Below are 24,127 nucleotides of genomic sequence, written 5' to 3' on the forward strand. Positions count from 1 at the left end.
ATACTATAGGCTTTATAGCGAGTGATGTCGCTTGGAAGCGTTGAAGTAATGTTATAAGTATAGTTGGACTCTGGCAAGACAACTGCTTTTGTTTCGCTACCATTAATCTTCTTCTCTACAGTTGGGGTTTCTCCTGGAGGAGTAACCGGAACTTCGTTTGAATCTTTACTTTGTTCTGGTTTGTCGCCGACTGTTAATTTCGCTTTATTTGGAATTGAACCAGACGTATTGTCTGTTGATACATATTTCGCCAACTCAGCTGAAGTTACACCTGCTTTGATGCGTGCTTTGATGGTTAATACGATTTCTTTTCCTTTGTAGTCAGCAATCTTATCTGCTGGCAAGCTTGCTACTACTTTACCGTTTGCAGTATTAGCTGCATCCACCGATGTTACTTTCACCGCTGCATCAGATTGACCATCAACAGTAGCTGATGTTCCAGTGACTGTCAAGATGTCCTCAAGGTCATCACTGATGTCAAACTTCGTAAAGCCGGTCACATTTTGTGGAACAGTTGCTTTTACGCGATAAGTAAATTCTTGATTTAGACCTGTAAGATCTAAGCTAGCTTGTTCATCAACGGTTTTCTTAGGTGTTGGTGTTTCTCCTGGAGGAGTGACAGGTACATTTTCGGTATCTTCACTTTGGTTTGGTTTATCACCAACCTTCAAGGTTGCCTTATTCGGAATCGTATTATCGACATACTTCGCAAGCTCTTCACTTGTAACACCTTCTTTAATACGAGCCTTGATTGTCAAAACCATTTCTTGGCCTTTGTAAGCTGCAATCTTGTCTTTTGGCAAGCTTGCGACAACAAGACCTTTCGTTGTGGCGTTCGCATTGGCTGCTGCAGCAGTTGTCACAACAACGGACGCATCTGTTTTTCCGCCTACAGTTACTTTTGTTTCTGTAATCGTCAAGATGTCCTCAAGATCATCGCTGATTTCAAACTTCGTAAAGCCAGTTACTTCTTTTGGCACAGTCGCTTTCACTTCATATGTGAAAACTTGTTCCATTGCATCAAGAGAAAGGGATGCTTTTTTATCAACCGTCTTCTCTGGTTTTGGTGGTAGGCCCGGTGGAGTAACCGTTACTTTCTTAGAAGTCTTAGACTTGTTGTTTAATTTAACGGTCGCATCATTTGGCACCTTAACTTGACCATTTCCATTTTCACGGTACTTGCTGAGGTCCGCATTCTCACGAATTTTGGCTTTGATACCTAGCTTAATTTTCGCTGGACCGTCATTACCTTCGTTCAATTTAGCAATCTCACGGTTAATACGAAGAAGCTCTGTACGTGACAATTCCTTTTTGTTCAACTCAAAGTAAACACGTTGTGAGTTGGCTGCATCTACCTTCAAGTATTTCTTCAATACTGTAGATTCTTTTCCATTAACATAGACAGTGTCTTCACCAGCTGCGTTCAATGATTCCAATTCTGGAACAAGAATATCTTCAATGATATACTCATCAAAGAGACCTGGCCAGGTTGATTCAATCGTATAATAGTATTCATCATCTACTGCTGGCAAGTCCAAGTGCTCTGAACCTTTTGTTTTCGGATCCAAGGTTTGAGTCACTTTTTTGGTAATATCTGTATCAAGTGGTGGCGTTACAAACACGTTATTTGAACGACGGACTTTAGCAGTTGAATCTATTGGATCATCTGTTTTTCCGTTCCAAACGATAGAGGCTTGGTTTGCAAAACCACGTCCCTCGTTCTCTTGCATCATCTTGTAGTATTCTGTCGCATTTTTCTCAAGTTTGTATTCATCCTTGATTTCTGCGGTAATTACAAGACGGTATTTCTTAAACTTGTGTCCACCGTAGTTCCCTTCATTTACAGTAGCAGTCTTTTCTCCTGCTTTTTCAGGAACTGTTGCGATAACCGTCGTATTCGACTTACCTTTAGAATCTACAGTTGCTTTCGTCGAAACCTTGAAGTCTGGTAATACTGTACCTTTTTCGTCCGTTACTTTTGCATCAATATACTTCACACGGTAGTCAAGTGCATCCACAAACATAACGTTTTGTTTCATCTCAAGCGCAACGTTGTACATATTGTAATCAACAGCATATGTAAACGTCTCCCCCTCTTCTGTCAAGGTAGCCGCATAAGAGGAACGCTTAATGGTCTTAGATGGATCAACATTCACAAGCAGTGGGTCTTGTGCGATAAATCCACCTTTGCCCTCATCACCATTTTTATCATTTGAGGTATCTTTATCTTTGACATCTTTCGTCACACGTGGGTAACAGTACTTCAAATCGTTAACTGTAACACTTGTTGGTTCTTTTGAGCCTATTTTGGCACTTTCATAGTCACCAACTTTAAAGGTACCGACCAACTGACCCACTTTACGTTCTACCTGTTGTGGCTTATAGTCTGCTGGGGGCTCTGTTTCATCAGCCTCGTCTAAGTTTTCAGCTTCCTCTGTACGTTTCAACTCATAATCGAACTTATTGTTACCTGGATTGAAGACACTTTCTGGAACAGAAATCGTTACCTTACGGCCGTCTTGTTTAACAGTGCCAGGAATTTCTTTGGCTTCATCCTTGACTTTATCAACTACTTTTTTACCGTTGATAGTAACGGATCCTACTTTGTAACCTTCAGTAACTTCGAACTCACCTGAAACGTTTTCCTTTACAAAAGCAGCTGTTACTGCTTTTAAAATTTTGTCAGCAAATACCTTCGCATCACTTTGCTCGTTTACATAGAAAGAAACACTTTCTCCATTTATTTCTTTTGCTGGAGAGGCTACACTTTCCAACGCAGAATGAAAGACTGATTGAACTGAACGCTTGTCCCCATTCGTATTAAAATTATATCCAGTGAAATCTCCACGGTAACCATCTGCGTACTGAGTTATTTTTTCAAAGCTCGCAACATCTTCCCAAAAACCAACAACTACAGTACCTGTAGTTCCAATAGCCTGTTTTATTTTGTTCCCAGCAGCTTCAACTTCTTTTGAACGCTTTAAATAATCATTAGTAACTTCTAGATTATTTATTTTGTGAACAGCTGCGAATGAATCTCTTCGTTTTAGACTTGAATCAAAATAGACATTCCCATCATTGGTTTCCCGATATCCGTTGGCTACACCGTCCGTTATTAGAAGGAAAACCGTTTTACGGTTATTCTGCATTCCTCCACCCAACTTTTTAGCCGCCTCGTATCTTGCAAGTGTATCTTCTATTGCAGGAACTGTTGGTGTCCCCCCGCCTACTGAAAAACTGTTGATAAAATTTTGAACTTGAGTATTGTTTGTTAGTAGTCCTGAGTTTCCATAAGTATAGACCTTACCAGCACCTCCCACTTGGCTAACCCCACTCAAAGTAGCATGGTCCGAAGCAGTGGTTGCACTATAGTACCTAATTTGATCAATCCCTTGAAACGTAGCAACCATGACACGATCTGTTGTCTTCTCATCTCCTGTGAAAACAAGACGCGGATTTTTTTCATCATAATCTTTTAATGCAACCGGGGTAGTCACTTCACGCAATGCCGATTGTACATTCCCAATTGTATTAGCAAAAGATCCACTAGTATCTTGTAAGATGACCAGATCAATCGGCTGACGCGGTAATGCCCACGACACATTTTCAGTCGTTTCAATCTTAATAGCACACCCCTCTTGAATGACCTTAGGATCAGTGGCACTAGTTGAGACATTCCCACCCCCCTCAGCGGACACCATTAAGCCTCCTACTAGACTAAGCAACATCGGAAACAAAATGCTCATGGTGCTAATCCAGCTCATAAACCAATTTGCTCTCCGCCTATTAGAATTTGTCTTCATATATTTTCCATTTCTCCTATTAGTTCTTCTTTTTCCTCCAACCTGCCAAACCTGCCAAACCTGCCAAACCTGTTAAGAGCACCGCTCCAATTGCCGCAAGACTTAAGCCTTGTTCACCTGTTTGTGGCAAAGTCTTCTGATTTTCAGCTTTTGCTGATACAGGTTTAATAGAGGACTCTGGTTGTTTTTCTTCTGGTACACCTTCCTTCTGAGCCGGTTTTTGACCATCTTTAGGCTGTGGTACTGGTGTTGGTTCCTGTTGTGGTTCTGGATTCGGACGTGGTTGCGGCACTGGTTCTACTTTCGTACCAACCTCAATCACTTCTTCAATCGCTGGTGTTGTTGTATCAGATGCCACTACACGCTTGACCTCTTTACCATCAACAGTTGTCACTGTGTAAACAACTGTACGTAAGCCATCTTTCCCTTCAATTTTCACATTGCGTGTGCCTTTTGGAAGATTTGGATTTTCTTCTGTACGGCTTGTGAATTTGATAACTTCAGTTGTTGTTTCAGATTTAACTTCAGGAACAATGATTGGTGTCCAAGGTTGGTCGATGACTTCTTTTGTTCCAATTTCAATAACTTCTTGAACTGGCGCTACTTTCTCAATTTCACCTGTTTTAACACGCTCTGTTTCCACGCCATCAACAGTTGTCACTGCATACGTTACAGTTTTTATACCATCTTTTCCTTCAATTTTCACATTGCGTGTACCTTTTGGAAGGTTCGGATTTTCTTCTGTACGGCTTGTGAATCTGATTGGTTCATCAACTTTGATTTCAGAAATCGCTGTAACTGGTTTTTTCTTCGTACCATATTCAACAACTTCTTGTACCATCGCTTTTTCATGTACACGACTCACTTCTTCACGTTTTGTTTCTACACCGTTCAGCTTATACACTTTGTAGGTTACCAAGTCAGTTCCTGCAACACCCAGTGTACGTGTTTCTTCTCCTTCATACATGTTTGGATTTGCGACACGAGTGGTAGTAACAGCAACTGTTTCACGTTCTACGATATTTTCAATTGTTTCAGTCGGTGTCACAACAGCTTCTTTCGTTCCAATATAGTAGACCGCTTGTGTACCTGGAACAACATTTGACTCACTTGTTGCAGTTGTAACATCCGCAGAAGTCGAACTAACAAGTGTATATGTTGTTGTAACTGTCTTGCTTCCTGGAGCCGCTGCTGTTTTCAGTTGCTTGACACCTTTGTCTAAGTTTGAATTGTTTTCCAAAACTTCGCCAGTTGGTGCTGGAGTTGTAACTGTTTCAACTTTTGTCTTCGTACCAACTTTAACAACTGTCGGCACCATTTCTTTTGTAACTTTTTCTGACCCCGCATCTTTTACACCATTTGTCTCAGTCCAAGTCTTTTCTCCTGGAATCCCTTGTTTTGTGGTCTGTTGACCATAGTCCAAGTTTGGATCCGCTTCATAGCGAGTTGTAACAGGAATGGCTTCTGTCTTTGTCACTGGTGTTGGCGTAGGAGTTGGTGCTGTTCCGTACAACTCTCCACGAAGTTTTTCGATTTCAGCTAACAACCCTGGTGCTTTCACATCTAATTTTGGAATGTTCTTAAGAGCTGTATGATTGAATTCTTCAAAGAGCTCCTTCGCAAATTCGAGATCATTCTCAGCTAATACCGAACGAACATCTTCGAGCATCGTGCGTGCTTCATTGATGAGTTGCACTTCAGCACCGCTCGGAACATCTTCATCCGCAGGAGGTTCTTCCGCTCGTACTACACCTGCGTTATTACCAAGGTGAAGATTTTGAAGAGTCGCCACAGAAAGGACATTAGTAGAAAATAAAGTGACTACTGATGCAATTGCGAATTTTTTCATTCTTTTGTTCATTGATTTCTCCTTTTTAAAATTAACACAAACAATAACTATTGGCTTCAACCAACACACAACCACACAAAGGTTCTTGGCGTATTGAGTTTACCAAACTCTCCCCCATACTGAACCTCATTTTATTGTAGCCCTACAAACCGGCTACCGATTTAACCTTTTATACACGAGTTGTCAACTAGTTTGATGCTTTTTAACAACAAAAAGGTAGACAAACCAAACCTTGTCTGTCTCTGTGTTCATAAAAGGCTCTCTAAAGCCCCCCTTTATTGTATTAGTCTTGTAAATATGTATATCATAAAAAATACATTTATGCAACTACTTTGAATTCCCAGTATATCCCATTTTTAACAGTCAACTCCCATACTATACATCGTATAGTATTTTTATGTCGAATTATCCCTAAAACAAGACCTTAAAACCGTAAAACATTTTCATATTATTCATAATTGCCCTATATATTTTTTTATAGCCTTCCATGTATTTCATCTAAAGTGAATTATACGTAAGTAAAAAAAGAGAGACAAATCAGTATTTCCTGATTTGTCTGCATCAATAATCAATATAAAACTCATCTAAACAGATACACTACATAATTGAATAATTTTTATTATAGAGAAATATTCCTCTTCTTATATCTGTACTTAATACCAAATTTTCAATTACATATAAATCATCGTCATTCGTTTAAAGCTATTTCGCTTAATGCACAAGTACATTTACTCCATTTGGATCAAATAATTTAGCTTTTATATCTTTGGTAAATGGTGTGACAGTTGCAAGTTTACACATAGCACTTCCTCGACATTCTTCAATGTCAGCAGTCGCTGTCAAAATTCCGATAATCTCCCCATTTAAATAAACAGCGGATCCTGAATTTTGCTCAGCAACATAAAAATCTACTGTTAAAGTACCATCAGCTTCAACCGCTAGAACACGACCCGAGGTTTTTGTAAGATCTCCATAGAAATAATTCGAGTAACCAACAGTTGTAACTTCTTTCCCTACTAATTGTTGTAAATCTGAATAAGCAGCTAGGCGAACATTACTTGTATCCAAATTTATAGTTTTAGGTTCTGTAACCGTCGTAATACTTACATCATTCTTCAAATCTGTAAAGCCGCTATATCCAGGCATTGGTTTAAAAGGGTTCTTACTCAAAAAATTCTTTTTATACATCTTAAAGTCTACAGGGTGAGTACTGCCATTTGATTCAGTTTCTGCACTCTTCGTTTTTTTCGAATCCCCATCTCGAGTAGTTACACAGTGTCCAGCCGATAAAAACAGTCTGTCGCCAATATAGGTACCTGTACAACGCATCACACGCCCATCACCCTTTGTAATATTCCAAGCATAAGTCAAACTATTCGGAAACTGCCCGCGCTCTTGTTCAGAAACCGGTTCTCGTAGATAGTCTGCTGAAACCGCTGGTATGAACCCCAAGACAACAACAACTGATAATAAACTAGTAAGAAACGTTCCTATTATCTTTTTCATGATTTTACCTCATTCATTTTCTCCTCTCTGTTCAGATGAGCCTTTTATGTCATTTTAACACACTTCTAACAGTATGTAAACGTTTTCTTATTTATAGAGGACAAAAACCTAAAGAAATCAAATAAAATTTCCCTAAAATATATCCTTTTAATATTATACATATGTACGTTGTTACAAAAAACTCTCTAATCGGGACATTACTAATTCACGCCCTAATAAATAAATCGTATCTGGCAATTCTGGTCCATGCATTTCACCTGAAACGGCAATACGGATTGGCATGAAAAGGTTTTTCCCTTTAATGCCTGTTTCTTTTTGAACAGCCTTGATTTGTGGGAAGATATTTTCTAATTTGAAATCTTCATCTGACATTGCTGCCAATTTTTCTTTAAAGCTGTTAAGAACAGTTGGCACTGTTTCAGCTGCCATGACTTCTTTTTCAGCTTCTGTTAATTCCGGGAAGTCTGCAAAGAAGAGGTCAGTCAATGGCACGATTTCATCAACAGATTTCATTTGTGGTTTGTAGAGTTCAACCATTTTTTCCGCTTTATCAGTCAAACGACCAGTTTCTTCCAAGAAAGGTTTTGCCATGTCAAAAATCGTTGAAAGTTCTGCATTTTTGATGTACTCGTTGCTCATCCAGTCCAATTTCTTCTGGTCGAAGGCGGCTGGTGATTTGCTGAGACGGTTTTCATCAAAGAGTTTAATCAATTTTTCACGTGAGAAAATCTCATCTTCACCACCTGGGTTCCAACCAAGGAGAGCGATAAAGTTGAAGACAGCTTCTGGAAGGTAACCTTTTTGACGATAATCTTCGATAAATTGAAGGGTATTGGTGTCACGTTTAGACAATTTTTTACCCGTTTCAGAGTTGATAATCAATGTCATGTGACCAAATTGAGGCGCATCCCAACCAAGAGCTTCATAAACCATCAATTGTTTTGGTGTGTTTGCAATGTGGTCGTCTCCACGGATAACGTGTGAGATTTGCATATCATGGTCATCGATAACTACGGCGAAGTTGTAAGTTGGGTAACCATCGCGTTTTTGGATAACCCAGTCACCACCGATGTTACCACCTTCAAACTCGATATCACCTTTAACGATATCCGTCCATTTGTAGATACCAGTTTCGTTAACGGCGATACGAACAGTTGGCACGATACCAGCAGCTTCACGTTCAGTAATGTAGGTTGCTTTTTCATCCTCAGACATGCCAAGGTATTCGTTAATATAGCGAGGTGTTTCACCAGCAGCTTCTTGACGTTCACGCTCCGCAGCTAATTCTTCTTCCGTCACGTAAGATTTATAAGCTTTTCCTTCTGCCAATAATTGGTCGATGTATTTTTGGTAAAGGTCGAGACGTTCTGACTGACGGTAGTTTTCATGTGTTTCGGGGCTTTCATCCCAATCCATTCCCAACCATTTAAGGTTTTCAAGCTGAGAACGTTCCCCATCTTCCACATGACGTTTACGGTCAGTGTCTTCGATACGGATGATAAAATCACCACCGTAGTGACGTGCGTATAGATAGTTGAAAAGCGCCGTACGCGCATTACCGATATGTAGCAATCCAGTTGGACTTGGTGCGTAACGCACACGAATTTTATTTGCCATGATGCATTCTCCTGTAAAATTTACGTTCCCTACATTATATCAAAAATAGCCCCAAGACAAAAGCCTTAGCGCCATAAAGAATTTTAGATATAGTAAACCGTCAAGCGGCTAAAGACATAGTCTCCACTGACAACCAATGTTTTATCAGTTGGTAGACCGCTTGGATTGGCTTCAATTGAGCTAAAGACGCGGTCTCCTGTAAATTCTACTTTCCAATTTCTTGGAACAAAAAGTTTAACACTTGAGAAGGCAGCATCCCCAGAGTAGCTAGCTGTATCACCCAGAATAATAGCCTGATCAAAATAGATAGACGTGCCAGAGAAGACGACATCTCCGCCAATATTGACAAAATTATCGTCATTGACATAACGAGTGGCGTTACCAAAAACGGTGTCCGAACTTTCTTTAAACTCAGGATTATTTGTCCAGCCCACAAATTTACCCTTTTTGCCCTTATAATACTTCATGCTGATTCTATTTGGTTTCAAAATCATGCTAAATCCGAAGTAAAGCAAGACGGTAACAATAATCAGCGTCCCTGTTCCCACTTGCAACCATTGAAAATGACCATTGAGCAAAATGAAGGTAATGGCCAAACCAATAAAACTCGCTTTAACATCCTTTCTAAAGGCGTTTTGAAGAGTTTCTACCCCAAAGAAAACAATCAAGGCTAGGCGCCATAATGGCATACCATAGCTAAGAAAGGATAGCTGGTCTCTAAATAAGATGGCCACCGCTAAGACAATCAAACCAATTCCTGTTAGTGTTTTTTTCATTTTCCTACCTCATTTCCTGCAATTTTTCTTTTAATAATTGATAATAGTGCCGCGAGGCGTGCACCTGCTTCTGCGTCTGATAAAACTGAACTGTGCTGGTTCCCGAAAAGGATTTGTCCAGGGCATAAATCTGTCGGATATTGGCAATGGCGGACTTGGCAACTCGACAAAAACTTGTCGGAAGATAATCTTCTAATTCGTAGAGTTTCAAGCGCACTTCATAGGCATTGTCCTTGGTGTGACCAAAAATCTTGTTTCCATCCGTTTCAAAGAATAGAATCTCCTCCAGTGGAAGAAAAAATTCGCTGGTTCCTTTATAAAAAATAAGCGGCTTTCGATCTAGCTTTGCCAGCGCTTCTTGAATCTGCTGAACCTGCGGAGTCAGTTGACTAGTTCGCAACACAATTTCCATCTCCTCACAAGTCGGATCCATTTCAATACGAATCTTCATGCCATCTCCTCTCTCTGTTTTTTCAATCCTAAGCTATGTACTCATTATAGCAAGTCCGTCCACATTTTCAAGTCTTTTTCAGTAAGCGGTAGATATACAAGGTTAAGTGGTGTAGAACGGTAAGTAAAAAGAGCCCTGATTTTTTCATCTAGGCTCTTATTCTATTCGTAAAATGTTCCCTTTTAAGAATTTCCAGTTGGAATAAAGGGTTTGAGTTGATTGACAAACTGTTCCAAATTGAGACTTTGAATATAGACCTCGCCGTAACCTCTAAATGTATTGACCACTCCTTCACCAGTACCGATAGACTGCATAAAGCCATTTTCTAGATGAATGTCATAGTCCAGACTGGTGCTCCAAGCCACGACATGGGCATTGTCAATGGTGATGCTATTGCCATTGAGCTCCATTTTCTTAATTGAGCCAAAACTATTGGCTAAAAGCGTTCCTTCCCCTTCTGTTGTCATGACAAAGAAGCCACCCTGTCCACCAAACAAGGCACGTCCCACACTTTGTCGCTCCATTTTATACTGGGCTGAGCCGTCCAATGCCAAAAAAGCACCATCATTCAAGCGGTATTGATTGACTCCGAGCTCAAGTGCAATCACTTGACCTGGTGTGTTGGGTGCTAAGGCCAGCTTGCCATCGTTCCCGTTAGAAATTGCCTGGGTGATAAACATAGACTCACCAGACACCATAGAACGTCCGATAGCTCCTACCAGTTTTCCCAAACCTGATCCGCGTCCATTGAGTCGAGTATTGAGAGTCACACTTGGTGTGTGGTAGACCATGCTTCCTTGCTGGATGTAGGCTGACTCCCCTGCCTCAAGCTCAATTTCTACCAAGGGAAATTGCATTGTAGGGTCAATAGTGTATTTCATGCGATTATCTGACATAGTGTGCTCCTTTTATATCGAGGAAATGACATGTGACTAGAGAAATTCTAGTTTTTGTCGTTTTGTACTATTTTTATAACACAATTATAATCCTCGACTTAGAATCTGTCAACTGATAACTAAAAAACAAGCCTATCTTTGTTAGAATTTGGCTTGTCTGATGGTTTATTTAACTGCTGCTACAATCAATCATCCACTGCGATAATCCGACCGGTATCTACATCATAGTAGGCACCATTTATCTCCACATCGTCTGGAATTAAGGGAGATTTTCTCAATAGCTCCATGTCTTCACGAACACTCTCTTCAATATCCGTAAAGGGTAAAAAGTCTTGACCAGTGACATCTACACCCATCTCTTGATGGATATGTCTTGCAAAACTTTCATTTGTAAATGTCTGCGCGCCACAGTCCGTATGGTGGAGAAGGACAATTTCGCGCGTCCCCATTTGCTGCTGGGAAATGACCAGCGAACGAATCATATCATCCGTCACGCGCCCACCTGCATTCCGCAAAATATGGGCATCTCCCAAGGTTAGTCCAAGAGCCTGGGCAACGTGAAGCCGTGAGTCCATACAGGTCACAATGGCTACTTTTGTCTTAGGCTTCAGCGACAAATGCTGGGTACCATGTAAATCAACATAGGCTTGATTAGCCTTCATAAAATTTTGAAAATAGGACATAAGAGGTCTCCTTTTAGAGAAATTGTTTGGTTATCAAACTAGTACCTCTTTATCTTATCACTTTTCATCCCATTTGTCCGACTCAAGCTCTCAGGCAAAGACTAGCTTCAAGACCTCACTCAGCGTTGTGACACCGACAACTTGAATATCTTTTGTCGGTTGAATACCGGCTAAAGAATTTTTAGGGGCATAAACCTTGGTGAATCCAAGTTTAGCTGCTTCGTTGATACGCTGCTCGATTCGATTGACGCGACGGATTTCTCCTGTCAAGCCAATTTCCCCGATGAAGCACTCCTGAGGATTGGTCGGCTTATCCTTATAGGATGATGCAATGGCCACCGCCACAGCTAGGTCAATTGCCGGTTCATCCAAACGCACGCCACCAGCCGATTTGAGGTAGGCATCTTGATTTTGCAAGAGGAGGCCGGCGCGTTTTTCCAAGACTGCCATGATGAGACTCGCCCGATTAAAGTCCAAACCCGTCGTCGTCCGTTTTGCATTGCCAAACATAGTCGGCGTCACCAAGGCTTGCACCTCAGCTAGAATTGGACGTGTTCCCTCCATAGTCACCACAATAGCTGACCCTGTCGCACCATCCAAGCGTTCTTCCAAGAAGACTTCGCTTGGGTTGGTCACTTCAACCAATCCCTGAGACTGCATTTCAAAAATACCAATTTCATTCGTTGAACCGAAGCGATTTTTCACAGCCCGTAAGATACGGAAGGTATGCTGGCGCTCCCCTTCAAAATAGAGCACCGTATCCACCATATGCTCCAGCGTCCGTGGTCCAGCCAAGGTTCCTTCCTTGGTCATGTGTCCAACGATAAAGGTCGCGATGTTATTTGTCTTGGCAATCTGCATGAGCTCATTGGTCACTTCCCGTACTTGAGAGACTGACCCCTGCACACTGGAAATGTCCGGGCTCATAATGGTCTGAATGGAGTCAATAACCAAAAAATCTGGCTTGATTTTCTCGATCTCCGTGCGAATAGATTGCATATTGGTCTCGGCATAGAGATAAAACTCGCTATCAATGTCCCCCAAGCGCTCCGCACGCAGCTTGATTTGTTGGGCAGATTCTTCCCCAGATACATAGAGAACTGTTCCGATCGTCGATAGCTGAGTGGATACTTGCAAGAGCAAGGTGGACTTGCCGATACCAGGATCCCCGCCAATCAAAACCAGACTTCCTGGAACGACACCACCGCCAAGTACGCGGTTGAATTCATCCATCTCCGTTTTCGTGCGCGCAACTTGGATTGAGGAAACCTCGTTGAGCTTCATCGGTCGTATCTTTTCACCCGTCAATGAGACGCGTTCATTTTTAACTTCTGCCACTTCCACTTCCTCGACAAAGCTAGACCAGGCACCACAGTTGGGGCATCGTCCCAAATACTTTGGTGAATGGTACTCACAATTTTGACAGACAAAGGTCGTTTTTTTCTTAGCCATTCATTCCTCTTTCTTTCATGAAACAAGGGTAACTTATTGCAAGTACCCTATTGATTATTCGTATTTAATTGCCTGTCGAACCAAATCCACCTGTCCGCACGCCATCTGCATCATCGCCATCAGCCATCAAAAATGGTGCAAAAACAGCTTGGACAATCCGTTCTCCCACTTCTAGTGTAACCGTCTCATCGGTGATGTTTTTCATTTGAGCAAAAATATGACCTTCATTTCCAGCGTTGCCATAATAATCTCCGTCAATCACCCCAACCGAGTTGATGAGCACCAAGCCTTTTTTACGAGGATTGGATGAGCGATCATACAAGTAGAGTACCTCGCTGGGCTGCATGTAGGCCTTGACACCCGTCGGTACTAGCTGGATTTCTCCGGGTGCAATCGTCGTTTCGACCGCCACCTTCAGGTCATAGCCAGCCGCATGAGCCGTCTCTCTTTTTGGCAATAAATTTTTATCTGTAAAGGCACTAACTAATTCAAATCCACGAATTTTCATCTTTTCTCCTCAAAGCGTTTTTTTCATTATACTATACCTGAGCTTCTGAAGAAATAAAAAAGTCCGAATCTCGAACTTTTCAACAGGCAATAAAAAATCGCATCAAAAGGATTGGAATGAGCTTCCTTTTGGCAAGCCTGCTTCCCGTCTAACAGGAGTTAATTTGGGGTTTCTATCGTTACACGAGAATCATGCTAGGATACAAGTAAAAACACTTGATGGCTCCCTTTCATGCGATAAATCTATTTTACCATCTTTTTTCAATAATTTACAAATATATAAATTTTAATGCTTACATAAATTTAGTTTATGTAACTTTCAACATATTTAAGATAACAAAAATAGCCAACTTGGCTATTTTTATTTATTTTGATTATTCAAAGACAAACTGATTGTGGTAGAGTTCCGCGTAGAATCCACCCAATTTCAGCAATTCGTGGTGATTGCCTTGCTCGATGACCTCTCCATCTTTTAGGACGATAATTTGGTCCGCATTGAGGATGGTTTTGAGGCGGTGAGCAATGACAAAACTTGTCCGTCCAGCAATAATGGTTTCCATGGCTGCTTGGATTTTAGCCTCTGTCACCGTGTCTACATTGGATGTTGCTTCGTCCAAAATCAAAACTTGTGGGTCTGTTAAAAGTGTACGAGCAATGGAAATCAGCTGTTTCTGTCCAGTCGAGAAAACATTTTGCTCGTCGTCAACATGAGTCTCGTATCCATCTGGCAAACTCATAATAAAATCATGAATATGAGTGGCACGCGCTGCTGTTTCAATCATTTCTTGGCTGATATTTTCCCCACCAAAAGCAATGTTTTCTGCGATGGTGCCTGAGAACAAGACCGACTCCTGTAGCACGATGCCGACATGTTGGCGCAAGCTATTGAGCTCATACTCGCGAATATCGCGCCCATCAAACTTAATAGCTCCTCCATTAACGTCGTAAAAGCGGTTGATGAGGTTCATGATGGTCGTTTTTCCTGAACCAGTTGGTCCGACAACAGCTGTCATCTGACCTTTCGGCACAGTAATGGTCACGTCGCGAAGGATTGGCTTGCCTTCCACGTAAGAAAAGTCTACGTGGTCAATTTCGACCTTGTCTGTCAGCTCGGTAAAGGCTGGTGTCGCTTGTGGCCGTACTTCCTCCGGCTCATCAAACATTTCTTGAATGCGGTGAGCACCTGTGAAGGCTAACTGCATTTCCGCCCAGCTGGCAGCAATTTGCATCATTGGTTGATAATATTGCTGCGAATATTGGACAAAGGTCACAACTAGACCAAGTCCTGCGGCTACTGACAAGCTCTTGTCCTGCAGTACCATGCTAGAACCTGCAAAGATTACAATGGCTGTGTTAATCAAACTCAAACCATTCATCACTGGGAAAAGAAGACCTGAGAAAATTCTCCCTTTAAAAGTTGCCTTGCGTACTTTTTCATTTTGCTCTAGGAATCCGTCAATGACTTGCTCCTGCAAGCCTTGAACGATAATGGCTTTCTGACCTGAGATATTTTCATCCATGTAGGCATTGAGTTTTCCTACTTCTTTTTGCTGCAGATCCGTATATTTTCGAGCGGTCTTGATGATAAAGAAGAGGAAGAGAAGAGCAATCGGCGTCGTGGCTGTCGTGACCAAGGCAAGCTTGGCATTTTGCAGGAACATCATGACGAGAATTCCAACATAAAGCACCGCTTGCGTAACCACCGTTACTGCTGATTGGTTGAAGGCATTTTGAATATTGTCCAAATCAGACGTGAAGCGAGAAAGGATTTCTCCATCTTGATGACGGTCAAAAAAGGAAACGGTCAATCGTTCCAATTTCCCGAACAACCCCTTACGCATTTCATTAGTAGAATTGGCGATAACCCGTGTAAACAAGAGCGAGTAAACCATAGAAGCGCCAGCCATGAGGACAACTGCTAAGAGTAAATTGTGCAAAGTGGCAAAAAATGCGCTGGTATCCGCTCCACCATCTTGAACAAAATGAGTCAATTCTGTCACCGCTCGTCCCATATAGACCGGCGAGAGAACTTGCATGGCAACCGAAGCAATCACCGCTAAGAAAATGATGAAAAACTGAAGTTTATAGCGTTTAAAATAAGACCAGAAAAAACGTGCTGTCTGCATTAGTCTTCCTCCTTTCCTTTTTGCGTTTCAAAAATTTCTCGGTAAACAGCATTTCCTGCTACCAATTCGGCGTGGGCCCCTTGCCCGATCAAACGTCCTTCATCCAAGACCAAAATCTTATCCGCTTTGACAACAGACGAGATTTTCTGTGCAATAATGATGGTCGTTGTATCCTTCAAATCATGAGCCAGAGCTTCTTGAACCAATTTTTCAGACTTGGCGTCTAGGGCTGAAGTCGAGTCATCCAAAATCAAGATTTTTGGATTGGAAACGAGACCGCGAGCAATGGACATCCGTTGCTTCTGACCGCCTGAGAAGTTGTTACCGCGCTCTTCGACTTGACTGTCGTATTGGTCCGGCATCCGGGTAATAAATTCACGCGCTTGAGCAATCCGAGCCGCACGTTCAATCTCGGTATCATGTGCATCTAATTTCCCTTGACGGATATTGGAAGCCACCGTTCCCGTAAAGAGAATGGCTTTTTGCAAAACAATCGATACCGTATCACGCAACGTCGATTGGCTGATGGTTTTTATATCAACTCCGCCGATTTTAATCTGACCTGCTTGTGGGTCAAACAAACGTGGAATGAGCTGGGCCAAGGTTGACTTACCAGCACCCGTCGCACCGACGACACCAATCATCTGACCCGCTTCAATCTCAAATGAGATATTTTTCAAGGTCGGATATTCATCGTGTGGATAGGTAAAGGTCACATTTTCAAATGAAATAGTCCCCGCTACGTCCGTGACACCATTTTCCTCAAAGGTCATGGCTGGATCCGTATCCAAGACTTCCTTGATCCGATTGATGGAAACCATGGCACGAGTGATATTGCTTCCCATAAATCCTACCATGATAATGGCAAACATGATTTGCATCAGGTAGGTATTGAAAGAAGCCAACTTAGTCACTGCATCTGGCTGACTGCCTGTCATCGTGTAAACCACGTAAATTGTCGCATAGATGGCAAGATAGGAAACCAGCATGAAGACCGGCTCTAGAAAGGCGAAACCAGTTCCGATAAAGAGATTTTGTTCCAAAAGTTCGTCAGAAACTTTCTGAAATTTATCAGCTTGATTTTTCTCTTGAACGAAAGATTTTACGACACGAACGCCACGAAGATTTTCCTTGGCAATGGCGTTAATCTGGTCCATCAGCTTTTGGAAAATAGCAAAGCGTGGCCCCATAATCCCCATAATGACCATCATAGCGATAGCAATCAAGACAATCATCAGCACAACAATCCACCACAATTGCGGCAGAGTCGTCAAGGCCAGAACCGTTGCACCGATAAATAAAATCGGCATGCGCAAGAGAACCTGGAAGGCCATCATCAGCAAGTTTTGTACTTGGTTGATGTCGTTTGTCATCCGAACAACCAGATTTCCAGCATTGAATTCTTCAATATTGGCATAGGAAAAGGTTTGAATTTTACGAAAAACCTTCTCCCGCAAATCTGCTGCGACAGACTGGGAAACGTAGGATGCTAGAACTGTATTCAAAGCTCCGGCAGCTAGACCGATAACCGCAATGACCAAGAGCCAGACTCCTAATCGCATAATTTCAGATTGCTGATTTGCCGTGACAGCAGCCAAGACATTCTGTAAAAAACGCGGTTGCAAGAGGCTACTAAGGACATAGATGAGAATCATCCCAACTGACCCGATAGCCTGCCATTTGTACTTTTTCAAGAGATGAAAGAGCATAATTTCTCCTTATGTAAATATTAACTATCTTTCCATAGTAACATAAGATGGGAAAACTGACAAATTACACATGCTGCTGAAAAGGCTTTTATCCTTTCGCTTTTTATCAATAAATATGGTAAAATGGAATGAATAGACTAGGCTAGGAGAATCCGAATGGAAAAACAAAAAATTGCAGTCTTAGGGCCAGGTTCTTGGGGAACAGCCCTCTCTCAAGTATTAAACGACAATGGACATGAAGTACGCATCTGGGGAAATGTCCCTGAACAAATCGATGAAATCAACCAAAAACACACCAATACACGCTATTTCAAAGATGTGGTATTAGACGAAACTATCAAGGCCTATACAGACTTAGCGCAAGCCCTAGATGGTGTAGATGCCGTCCTCTTTGTTGTCCCAACAAAAGTAACTCGCCTTGTTGCCAAGCAAGTCGCTGAAACGCTAGACCACAAAGTTGTTATCATGCACGCTTCAAAAGGATTGGAACCAGATACGCACAAGCGTCTTTCTCAAGTTTTGGAAGAAGAAATTCCAGCAAGTCTTCGCTCTGAAATCGTTGCTGTATCCGGACCAAGTCATGCTGAGGAAACAATCGTTCGTGATATTACCTTGATTTCAGCAGCTTCAAAAGACTTGGATACTGCCAAGTACGTGCAAAATCTCTTCAGCAACCACTACTTCCGCCTCTATACCAATAATGACGTTATCGGTGTGGAAACAGCCGGCGCTTTGAAAAATATCATCGCAGTTGGTGCTGGTGCTCTTCACGGTCTTGGCTACGGCGACAATGCCAAAGCAGCTATCATCGCTCGTGGATTGACTGAAATTACACGTCTCGGTGTTCGACTAGGCGCAAATCCCCTGACTTACAGCGGTCTATCTGGTGTGGGGGACTTGATTGTAACCGGAACTTCTGTGCATTCACGTAACTGGCGTGCAGGTGATCAGCTCGGTCGCGGTGAAAAATTAGAAGATATCGAGCGCAACATGGGCATGGTCATCGAAGGAATTTCCACTACAAAAGCAGCTTACGAATTAGCTCAAGAACTCGGTGTCTATATGCCAATCACCCAAGCCATCTACAGTGTTATCTACCAAGGTACTACAATCGACCAAGCTATCAAAACCATCATGTCTAGCGAATTCCGCGAAGAAAACGAATGGTCTTAATCTCAACAATTATTACATTATCTCAAAGGAGACAATATGACAAAAAAAGTTAGAAAAGCAGTCATTCCAGCTGCTGGTTTGGGAACTCGTTTCCTCCCTGCTACCAAAGCATTGGCAAAAGAAATGTTGCCAATCGTTGATAAACCAACCATCCAATTTATCGTTGAAGAAGCCCTCAAATCTGGCATTGAAGATATTTTGGTGGTGACTGGTAAGTCAAAACGTTCTATTGAAGACCACTTTGACTCAAACTTTGAATTGGAGTACAACCTCAAAGAAAAAGGAAAAACGGATTTACTAAAATTAGTTGACGAAACAACTGGTATCCGACTTCACTTCATCCGTCAAAGTCATCCTCGTGGCCTTGGTGATGCCGTTCTTCAAGCCAAAGCTTTCGTTGGAAATGAGCCATTTGTCGTTATGCTTGGTGATGACCTAATGGACATCAACGGTACAAGCACACCACTGACAAAACAACTAATTAACGACTTCAAACATACACATGCATCTACTATCGCTGTTATGCCTGTCCCACACGAAGAAGTGTCAGCTTACGGTGTCATCGCTCCTCAAGGTGAAGGCGTAAATGGTCTTTACAGCGTTGAAACTTTCGTGGAAAAACCCGCTCCAGAAGATGCTCCTTCTGACTTGGCAATCATTGGTCGCTACCTCTTGACGCCTGAAATTTTTGATATTTTGGAAAATCAAAAACCTGGTGCCGGTAACGAAATCCAATTGACAGATGCCATCGATACCCTCAATAAAACACAGCGCGTATTTGCCCGTGAATTCAAAGGCAACCGCTATGATGTCGGAGATAAATTTGGCTACATGAAGACATCAATTGACTACGGACTCAACCACCCTCAAACCAAAGATGATTTGAAAAAATACATCATCGAATTAGGGAAGGAATTAGAAGCAGCTGAGAAATAGAAAATAGGCTCGGAATTTCCGAGCCTATTTTATTCCCCAAAAGAGAAGGAAGCCTGTCAACAGAATGTAGCCTCCCGCTGCAAGCCATCGTTGTTGCTTGGTAAAGAGCCAGGGTTCTCTAGGTAAGACCAAAATAAATGCACACAGGACACCTCCGACTAAGCCACCAATATGACCTGCAACGCTGATATTGGGAGTGATAGCTGTCACAATCAGATTGGCAATCAGCAAGCCCACATAGCGCTGACCCAAAAAACGGACATAGGCACTGCGAGACTGGTAACGGAGCACCGCCATTACCCCAAACAAGCCAAACAGAGACGTCGAAGCCCCTGCTGCAACAACAGTTGGAGTGAAACACAAGATAAATACATTTCCTAATAAGCCAGACAAAAGATAGAGGGCTAAAAAACGCCAACTCCCAAATATATCTTCCACCTGATAACCAAAAATCAGCAAGGTGAAACTATTGAAGAGGAAATGTTCCCAGCCGATATGAACAAAAATTGGCGTCACCAACCGCCATATCTGCGTGATGTCTTGCTCCACAGCAAGCCCCAACAAGCCTCCGAAGTCAAAAATCGTCTGTGCGCTAGTCGCTTGTCCAAAACGAAAAATTTGCATCGCCAAAAATACAGCCGTCGTAATAGCCAATAAACTATTTGTAATAGGATATTCTTTCTTAAATACTTGTCCCATCTCATCCTCCTTAAAATACTGTAATAGTAGCACAATTCCAGTTGCTGGGCAAGTTTACTTGATTTTTACTAATCATGCCTGTAAAATCATGATATAATGACGGTTGAAAAAGGAGAAAAACGTGCACGATTTAACTAAAGGAAATCCTCTACGAGTCATATTAGCTTTTACCATCCCGCTGCTAATCGGTAGCTTTTTTCAGTTGGCCTACAACTTCGCCGATAGTATGATTGTCGGGCACACACTTGGTCAGACATCTTTTGCGGCTGTCGGAGCAACGGGCAGTCTAACCTTCTTGATTATTGGTTTTGCTCAAGGGCTAACTTCGGGATTGTGTATTGTCACCTCCCAAAAATTTGGTGCAGGTGATGAGGCTGGGATCCGTTCTAGTTTTGTGCATGGCTTGTTCTATTCCATTCTAGTCAGCCTTGTCCTGACGGTACTCTCCTTGATATGGTTGAAGCCTCTCCTGGTCCTCATGCAGACTCCTGACAAACTCATCGAGCATTCTCATCGTTTCTTGCTAGCTATTTTTGGTGGAATGGTCTTTACGATTTTGTTTAACTACCTCTCTAGCGCTGTGCGGGCTTTGGGCAATTCAAAAACGCCCTTAGTCGCTCTGGTCATCGCTTGCTGCATCAATGTTGCCTTGGACTTTATCTTCATCCTCAACTTTCATATGGGTGTCTTTGGGGCAGGCTTAGCAACTGTGATTGCTCAGATTTTCTCGGTAGTTTACTTGTTGGTCTATATTCATTTTCGGGTGCCCTATTTCCAAGTAAAAATGAGCGATTTACATCTGGATAGGGACAACCTCAAGCACCATGCTAGACTGGGATTTCCCATGGCTTTTCAAGCAAGTATCATCGCTCTTGGCTCCATTACACTGCAGGTCACTCTCAATAAACTGGGGACAGATGCCGTTGCAGCGCAAGCCATTGCCAGTAAAACCGACCAACTTGCCATGCTCCCTATGATCAACCTAGGGCTGGCAATCTCTACTTTCAGTGCCCAGAATTATGGCGCTAAAAAATACCAGCGCATCCTCGACGGACTCAAGAAGACCCTGCTCATCAATATTATCTGGGCTATCTTCTTTGCTATTATACTGGTGGTCTTTAACCGCTTCTTCTCCAATCTTTTCTTATCCGATGGCAATCCTGCGGTCTTCCACCTGGCCTTGGTCTACTATGTTATCAACGGCTCTTGTTATTGGATTCTGGCCATTCTCTTCATCCTACGTAGTTTTATTCAGGGGTTGGGATATGGATTTGTGCCAACCTTGGCTGGGTTTATGGAATTAATTATGCGGGCTGGCGTCGCTATTATTGGGTTGATTTACTTCGGCTTCAATGGTGTTGCAGCTGCGAATCCTGCCGCTTGGATTGGAAGTGTGCTCGTACTCATTCCAAGTACGTTGATTTTAAGAAAAAAATTACAAAAAGAAGCCCTTCATTAGGCTTCTTTTTTAGGTGTTAAAACAGTCTGAACTGCTATATCAAATGATTCTGCCTCAAATGCCTGGACTTGAAAATCGTAGATGGTACTGACTGTTTTCCCCTGGAAATCAGCTAGATAACGATCATAAAATCCGCCGCCATATCCGATACGAAAGCCAGCATCGTTCCATGCCAATCCTGGCACATGAATCAAGTCAATAGCTGACTTTTCCACAATCTCCCCTGAAATCGGCTCAGGTACTCCAAATGCAGAAGTCTGAATCGATCCAGCATCATAGACCATAAAAACCATTCTCCGTCCCGGCAAGACCTTGGGAACGACCACTCGTTTTCCATCTGCTAAGGCTTGGGCAATCAAGGGTTGGGTGTTAAACTCAAGCTCTGTGGACAAGTAGGTTGCTATCGTTTTGGCTGTTTGATAGGCAGAAATATAAGTAAAGTGTTGCAAGAGTAACTCATCTCGACGATTTTTCCCTTCTTTTTCCTGCTTTTTCAGAAAAGATAGCATCTGCGCTCGAAGCTCTTTTTTCTCCATCTCAACCCGCTTTCTTCTTCAAAAATGCTCCGATATGCTCAACGCCAAAGGCAAGGGCTGCCTCATCTGGGCTCATCATGGGATGGTGAAGAGCGTATGGAGTATCAATTCCTAACCAAAACATAACGCCAGGCACTTTATTCAAAAGATAACCAAAATCCTCTCCCGTCATAGCCGGTAGGCAGTCAATCAAATTGACACCATTCTGCTCTGCAAAAAAAGTCATCAGGTCAGCTGCCAAGGCTAGATTATTCTCCACAGGTAGATAGCCTCCCTGCTTGAGCTCCACATCCACCTGCATGTCAAATGCGGCCGCAACACCATGAGCAATCGTCCGTACACGGTCCTGTATGAGCAGACTCATGTCCTGCGTCAAGCTACGAATGGTCCCGTGCAAGAAAGCTTCATCTGCGATGACATTGTTGGTCGTACCAGCTCTCATGGCGCCAAAGGTCACAACCCCACCTTGGATGGGATCTACATTGCGGCTTACGACCGTCTGTACTTGAGTCACAAAATGCGCTGCAGCAACCAGAGCATCATTGGCCATATGAGGAAAGGCCGCATGTCCACCTTTTCCTTTAAAGGTAATCTTCATCTCACAGGTTCCCGCAAAAAGTGTTCCTGTATTGGTCGCAATATCGCCCACCTTCAAATCTGGTCGCACATGAAGGCCATAAAATTCATCCGGCAACCAGTCGCCAAAGGCGCTGTCTTCATACATGAGCATACCACCTGCTTCATTTTCCTCAGCAGGCTGAAAGAGAAAGAGAACATTTTCCTTGGGTTGCTTCTGCACCAGTTCATTGAGCAAACCGAGCGCAACCGTCATGTGCATATCATGACCACAGGCATGCATCCGCCCTTCATGGGTACTGGCAAAGGCTAAACCCGTCTGCTCCACAATAGGCAAGCCATCAATATCTGTCCGCCAGCCAATAGTTTTTTCTGGATTTGCCCCCTTTACGAAAACCAAAATTCCTGTTCGCCAAGTCCGCTTTTCCACAAAATCCTTACCTACTGTTATGTCAGCAATACGTTCTAACAAGTAAGCCTGTGTCTTAAACTCCTCAAGCCCAATTTCAGGAATTTGATGCAAGTCCCGACGAATCTTTATCAAATCTAGTGTCATTCTCTATCCTTTCGAAGAAAAGCCTGTGTCACCACAAGCTTTTTCTAATTGATTACAAATTACGGAGAGCGTCTTCCAAGGCTGTTTTTTGTTGTGTTTGCGCATCAATTTCCTTGATAATACGAGCTGGCACACCAGCCACAACCACATTTTCAGGGACGTCTTGAGTTACAATCGCGCCAGCCGCTACGACTGATCCGCTGCCAACCTGAACGCCTTCAATAACAACGGCATTGGCTCCCACCAAGACATTGTCGCCGATGCGCACCGGCTCAGCTGATGCAGGCTCAATCACACCTGCAAGTACAGCTCCCGCACCGATGTGGCTATTTTTCCCAACTGTGGCACGACCTCCAAGGATAGCACCCATATCAATCATCGTACCCTCCCCAATTTCAGCGCCAATGTTGATCACAGCACCCATCATGATAACAGCATTGTCACCGATGGTCACTTGGTCTCGGATAATGGCACCTGGCTCAATACGCGCATTAATCGCACGTTTATCAAGCAAGGGCACAGCAGAATTGCGGCCATCTTGCTCTACGACATAGTCCTTGTTTTCAGTCAAGTTAGCAAGCAAAGGCTGGATGTCTTTCCAATCACCAAACAGAACATTTCCAAGCTTAGTCACTGTTTCAGGCACGGCCGCAGCCAAGTCTCCCTCAAAAGTCACCTTGACAGTCGTTTTCTTCACAGCATTACCGATAAAAGCAATAATTTCTTGCGCAGTCATTTTTTGTGCAGTCATACATTTCCCTCTTTCAAAGATTTTACCTTTTTAGTATATCAAAAATTCAGAAAATTTGGAAATTTG

At 42.6% G+C, this 24,127-nt stretch carries 19 protein-coding genes; 3 read left to right on the forward strand and 16 right to left on the reverse strand.

Annotated features, from left to right (window positions below; translation table 11 throughout):
* The 12 genes from ABID27_RS08035 to ABID27_RS08090 all read right to left on the reverse strand — a co-directional run.
* A partial coding sequence (locus tag ABID27_RS08035) for an isopeptide-forming domain-containing fimbrial protein (RefSeq protein WP_354281445.1) occupies positions 1-3,746 on the reverse strand: 3,746 nt, incomplete at its 3' end.
* 76 nt (positions 3,747-3,822) lie between these two features.
* Positions 3,823-5,664 carry a G5 domain-containing protein gene (locus ABID27_RS08040; RefSeq protein ID WP_354281447.1) on the reverse strand — a complete coding sequence of 614 codons (1,842 nt, stop codon included), beginning with the start codon at positions 5,662-5,664 and terminating at the stop codon, positions 3,823-3,825.
* A 699-nt stretch (positions 5,665-6,363) separates the two neighbouring features.
* Entirely contained in the window at positions 6,364-7,158 is a 795-nt protein-coding gene (locus ABID27_RS08045) for a trypsin-like serine peptidase (RefSeq protein WP_354281449.1), read from the reverse strand.
* Between the two features lie 171 nt (positions 7,159-7,329).
* A complete protein-coding gene (gltX, locus tag ABID27_RS08050) occupies positions 7,330-8,775 on the reverse strand; it encodes a glutamate--tRNA ligase (protein ID WP_354281451.1) in 1,446 nt (481 codons plus the stop codon).
* Between the two features lie 83 nt (positions 8,776-8,858).
* Complete coding sequence (locus tag ABID27_RS08055) at positions 8,859-9,551, reverse strand: LiaF transmembrane domain-containing protein (protein ID WP_253364817.1); 693 nt, start codon at positions 9,549-9,551, stop codon at positions 8,859-8,861.
* Between the two features lie 4 nt (positions 9,552-9,555).
* Positions 9,556-10,002, reverse strand: coding sequence for a LytTR family DNA-binding domain-containing protein (locus tag ABID27_RS08060; RefSeq protein WP_253364815.1), 447 nt, complete (start codon positions 10,000-10,002; stop codon positions 9,556-9,558).
* Between the two features lie 182 nt (positions 10,003-10,184).
* The gene (locus ABID27_RS08065; protein WP_253364812.1) at positions 10,185-10,898 is read right to left on the reverse strand and encodes a TIGR00266 family protein; all 714 of its coding nucleotides are present in this window, start codon (positions 10,896-10,898) and stop codon (positions 10,185-10,187) included.
* Between the two features lie 185 nt (positions 10,899-11,083).
* Positions 11,084-11,581 carry a beta-class carbonic anhydrase gene (locus ABID27_RS08070; RefSeq protein ID WP_354281454.1) on the reverse strand — a complete coding sequence of 166 codons (498 nt, stop codon included), beginning with the start codon at positions 11,579-11,581 and terminating at the stop codon, positions 11,084-11,086.
* Between the two features lie 90 nt (positions 11,582-11,671).
* Positions 11,672-13,033: a DNA repair protein RadA gene (radA, locus tag ABID27_RS08075; protein ID WP_253364807.1), complete on the reverse strand. Its 1,362-nt coding sequence runs from the start codon at positions 13,031-13,033 to the stop codon at positions 11,672-11,674.
* Between the two features lie 64 nt (positions 13,034-13,097).
* Positions 13,098-13,541: a dUTP diphosphatase gene (locus ABID27_RS08080; RefSeq protein WP_253364806.1), complete on the reverse strand. Its 444-nt coding sequence runs from the start codon at positions 13,539-13,541 to the stop codon at positions 13,098-13,100.
* 373 nt (positions 13,542-13,914) lie between these two features.
* Positions 13,915-15,666, reverse strand: a complete 1,752-nt coding sequence (locus ABID27_RS08085; RefSeq protein ID WP_354281456.1) for an ABC transporter ATP-binding protein — start codon at positions 15,664-15,666, stop codon at positions 13,915-13,917.
* A complete protein-coding gene (locus tag ABID27_RS08090) occupies positions 15,666-17,375 on the reverse strand; it encodes an ABC transporter ATP-binding protein (protein ID WP_354281458.1) in 1,710 nt (569 codons plus the stop codon). The genes ABID27_RS08085 and ABID27_RS08090 overlap by 1 nt, the downstream gene beginning before the upstream one ends.
* Before the next feature lie 156 nt (positions 17,376-17,531).
* Here ABID27_RS08090 and ABID27_RS08095 point away from each other — a divergent pair, with 156 nt between their 5' ends.
* Both ABID27_RS08095 and galU read left to right on the forward strand, forming a co-directional pair.
* On the forward strand, positions 17,532-18,548 hold the full coding sequence (locus ABID27_RS08095; RefSeq protein ID WP_354281460.1) for an NAD(P)H-dependent glycerol-3-phosphate dehydrogenase: 1,017 nt from the start codon (positions 17,532-17,534) through the stop codon (positions 18,546-18,548).
* Between the two features lie 36 nt (positions 18,549-18,584).
* The gene (galU, locus tag ABID27_RS08100) at positions 18,585-19,484 is read left to right on the forward strand and encodes a UTP--glucose-1-phosphate uridylyltransferase GalU (RefSeq protein WP_354281462.1); all 900 of its coding nucleotides are present in this window, start codon (positions 18,585-18,587) and stop codon (positions 19,482-19,484) included.
* Between the two features lie 24 nt (positions 19,485-19,508).
* On the opposite strand, the gene ABID27_RS08105 is transcribed toward galU, so the two are convergent.
* On the reverse strand, positions 19,509-20,183 hold the full coding sequence (locus ABID27_RS08105; protein ID WP_354281464.1) for a rhomboid family intramembrane serine protease: 675 nt from the start codon (positions 20,181-20,183) through the stop codon (positions 19,509-19,511).
* A 121-nt stretch (positions 20,184-20,304) separates the two neighbouring features.
* Between ABID27_RS08105 and ABID27_RS08110 the strand changes: the two genes are divergently transcribed.
* Positions 20,305-21,642, forward strand: a complete 1,338-nt coding sequence (locus ABID27_RS08110) for an MATE family efflux transporter (RefSeq protein WP_354281465.1) — start codon at positions 20,305-20,307, stop codon at positions 21,640-21,642.
* Here ABID27_RS08110 and ABID27_RS08115 read toward each other — a convergent pair.
* The 3 genes from ABID27_RS08115 to dapD are packed head-to-tail and all read right to left on the reverse strand — an operon-like array spanning position 21,639 to position 24,061.
* Positions 21,639-22,178: a 5-formyltetrahydrofolate cyclo-ligase gene (locus ABID27_RS08115; protein WP_354281467.1), complete on the reverse strand. Its 540-nt coding sequence runs from the start codon at positions 22,176-22,178 to the stop codon at positions 21,639-21,641. The genes ABID27_RS08110 and ABID27_RS08115 overlap by 4 nt on opposite strands.
* Before the next feature lies 1 nt (position 22,179).
* Positions 22,180-23,310 carry an N-acetyldiaminopimelate deacetylase gene (locus ABID27_RS08120; protein WP_354281469.1) on the reverse strand — a complete coding sequence of 377 codons (1,131 nt, stop codon included), beginning with the start codon at positions 23,308-23,310 and terminating at the stop codon, positions 22,180-22,182.
* Positions 23,311-23,362: 52 nt separating this feature from the next.
* The gene (gene dapD, locus ABID27_RS08125; protein WP_253364788.1) at positions 23,363-24,061 is read right to left on the reverse strand and encodes a 2,3,4,5-tetrahydropyridine-2,6-dicarboxylate N-acetyltransferase; all 699 of its coding nucleotides are present in this window, start codon (positions 24,059-24,061) and stop codon (positions 23,363-23,365) included.
* Positions 24,062-24,127 lie beyond the last annotated feature (66 nt).

The sequence above is a fragment of the Streptococcus gallinaceus genome (assembly GCF_040545695.1).
Lineage (GTDB): Bacteria > Bacillota > Bacilli > Lactobacillales > Streptococcaceae > Streptococcus > Streptococcus gallinaceus.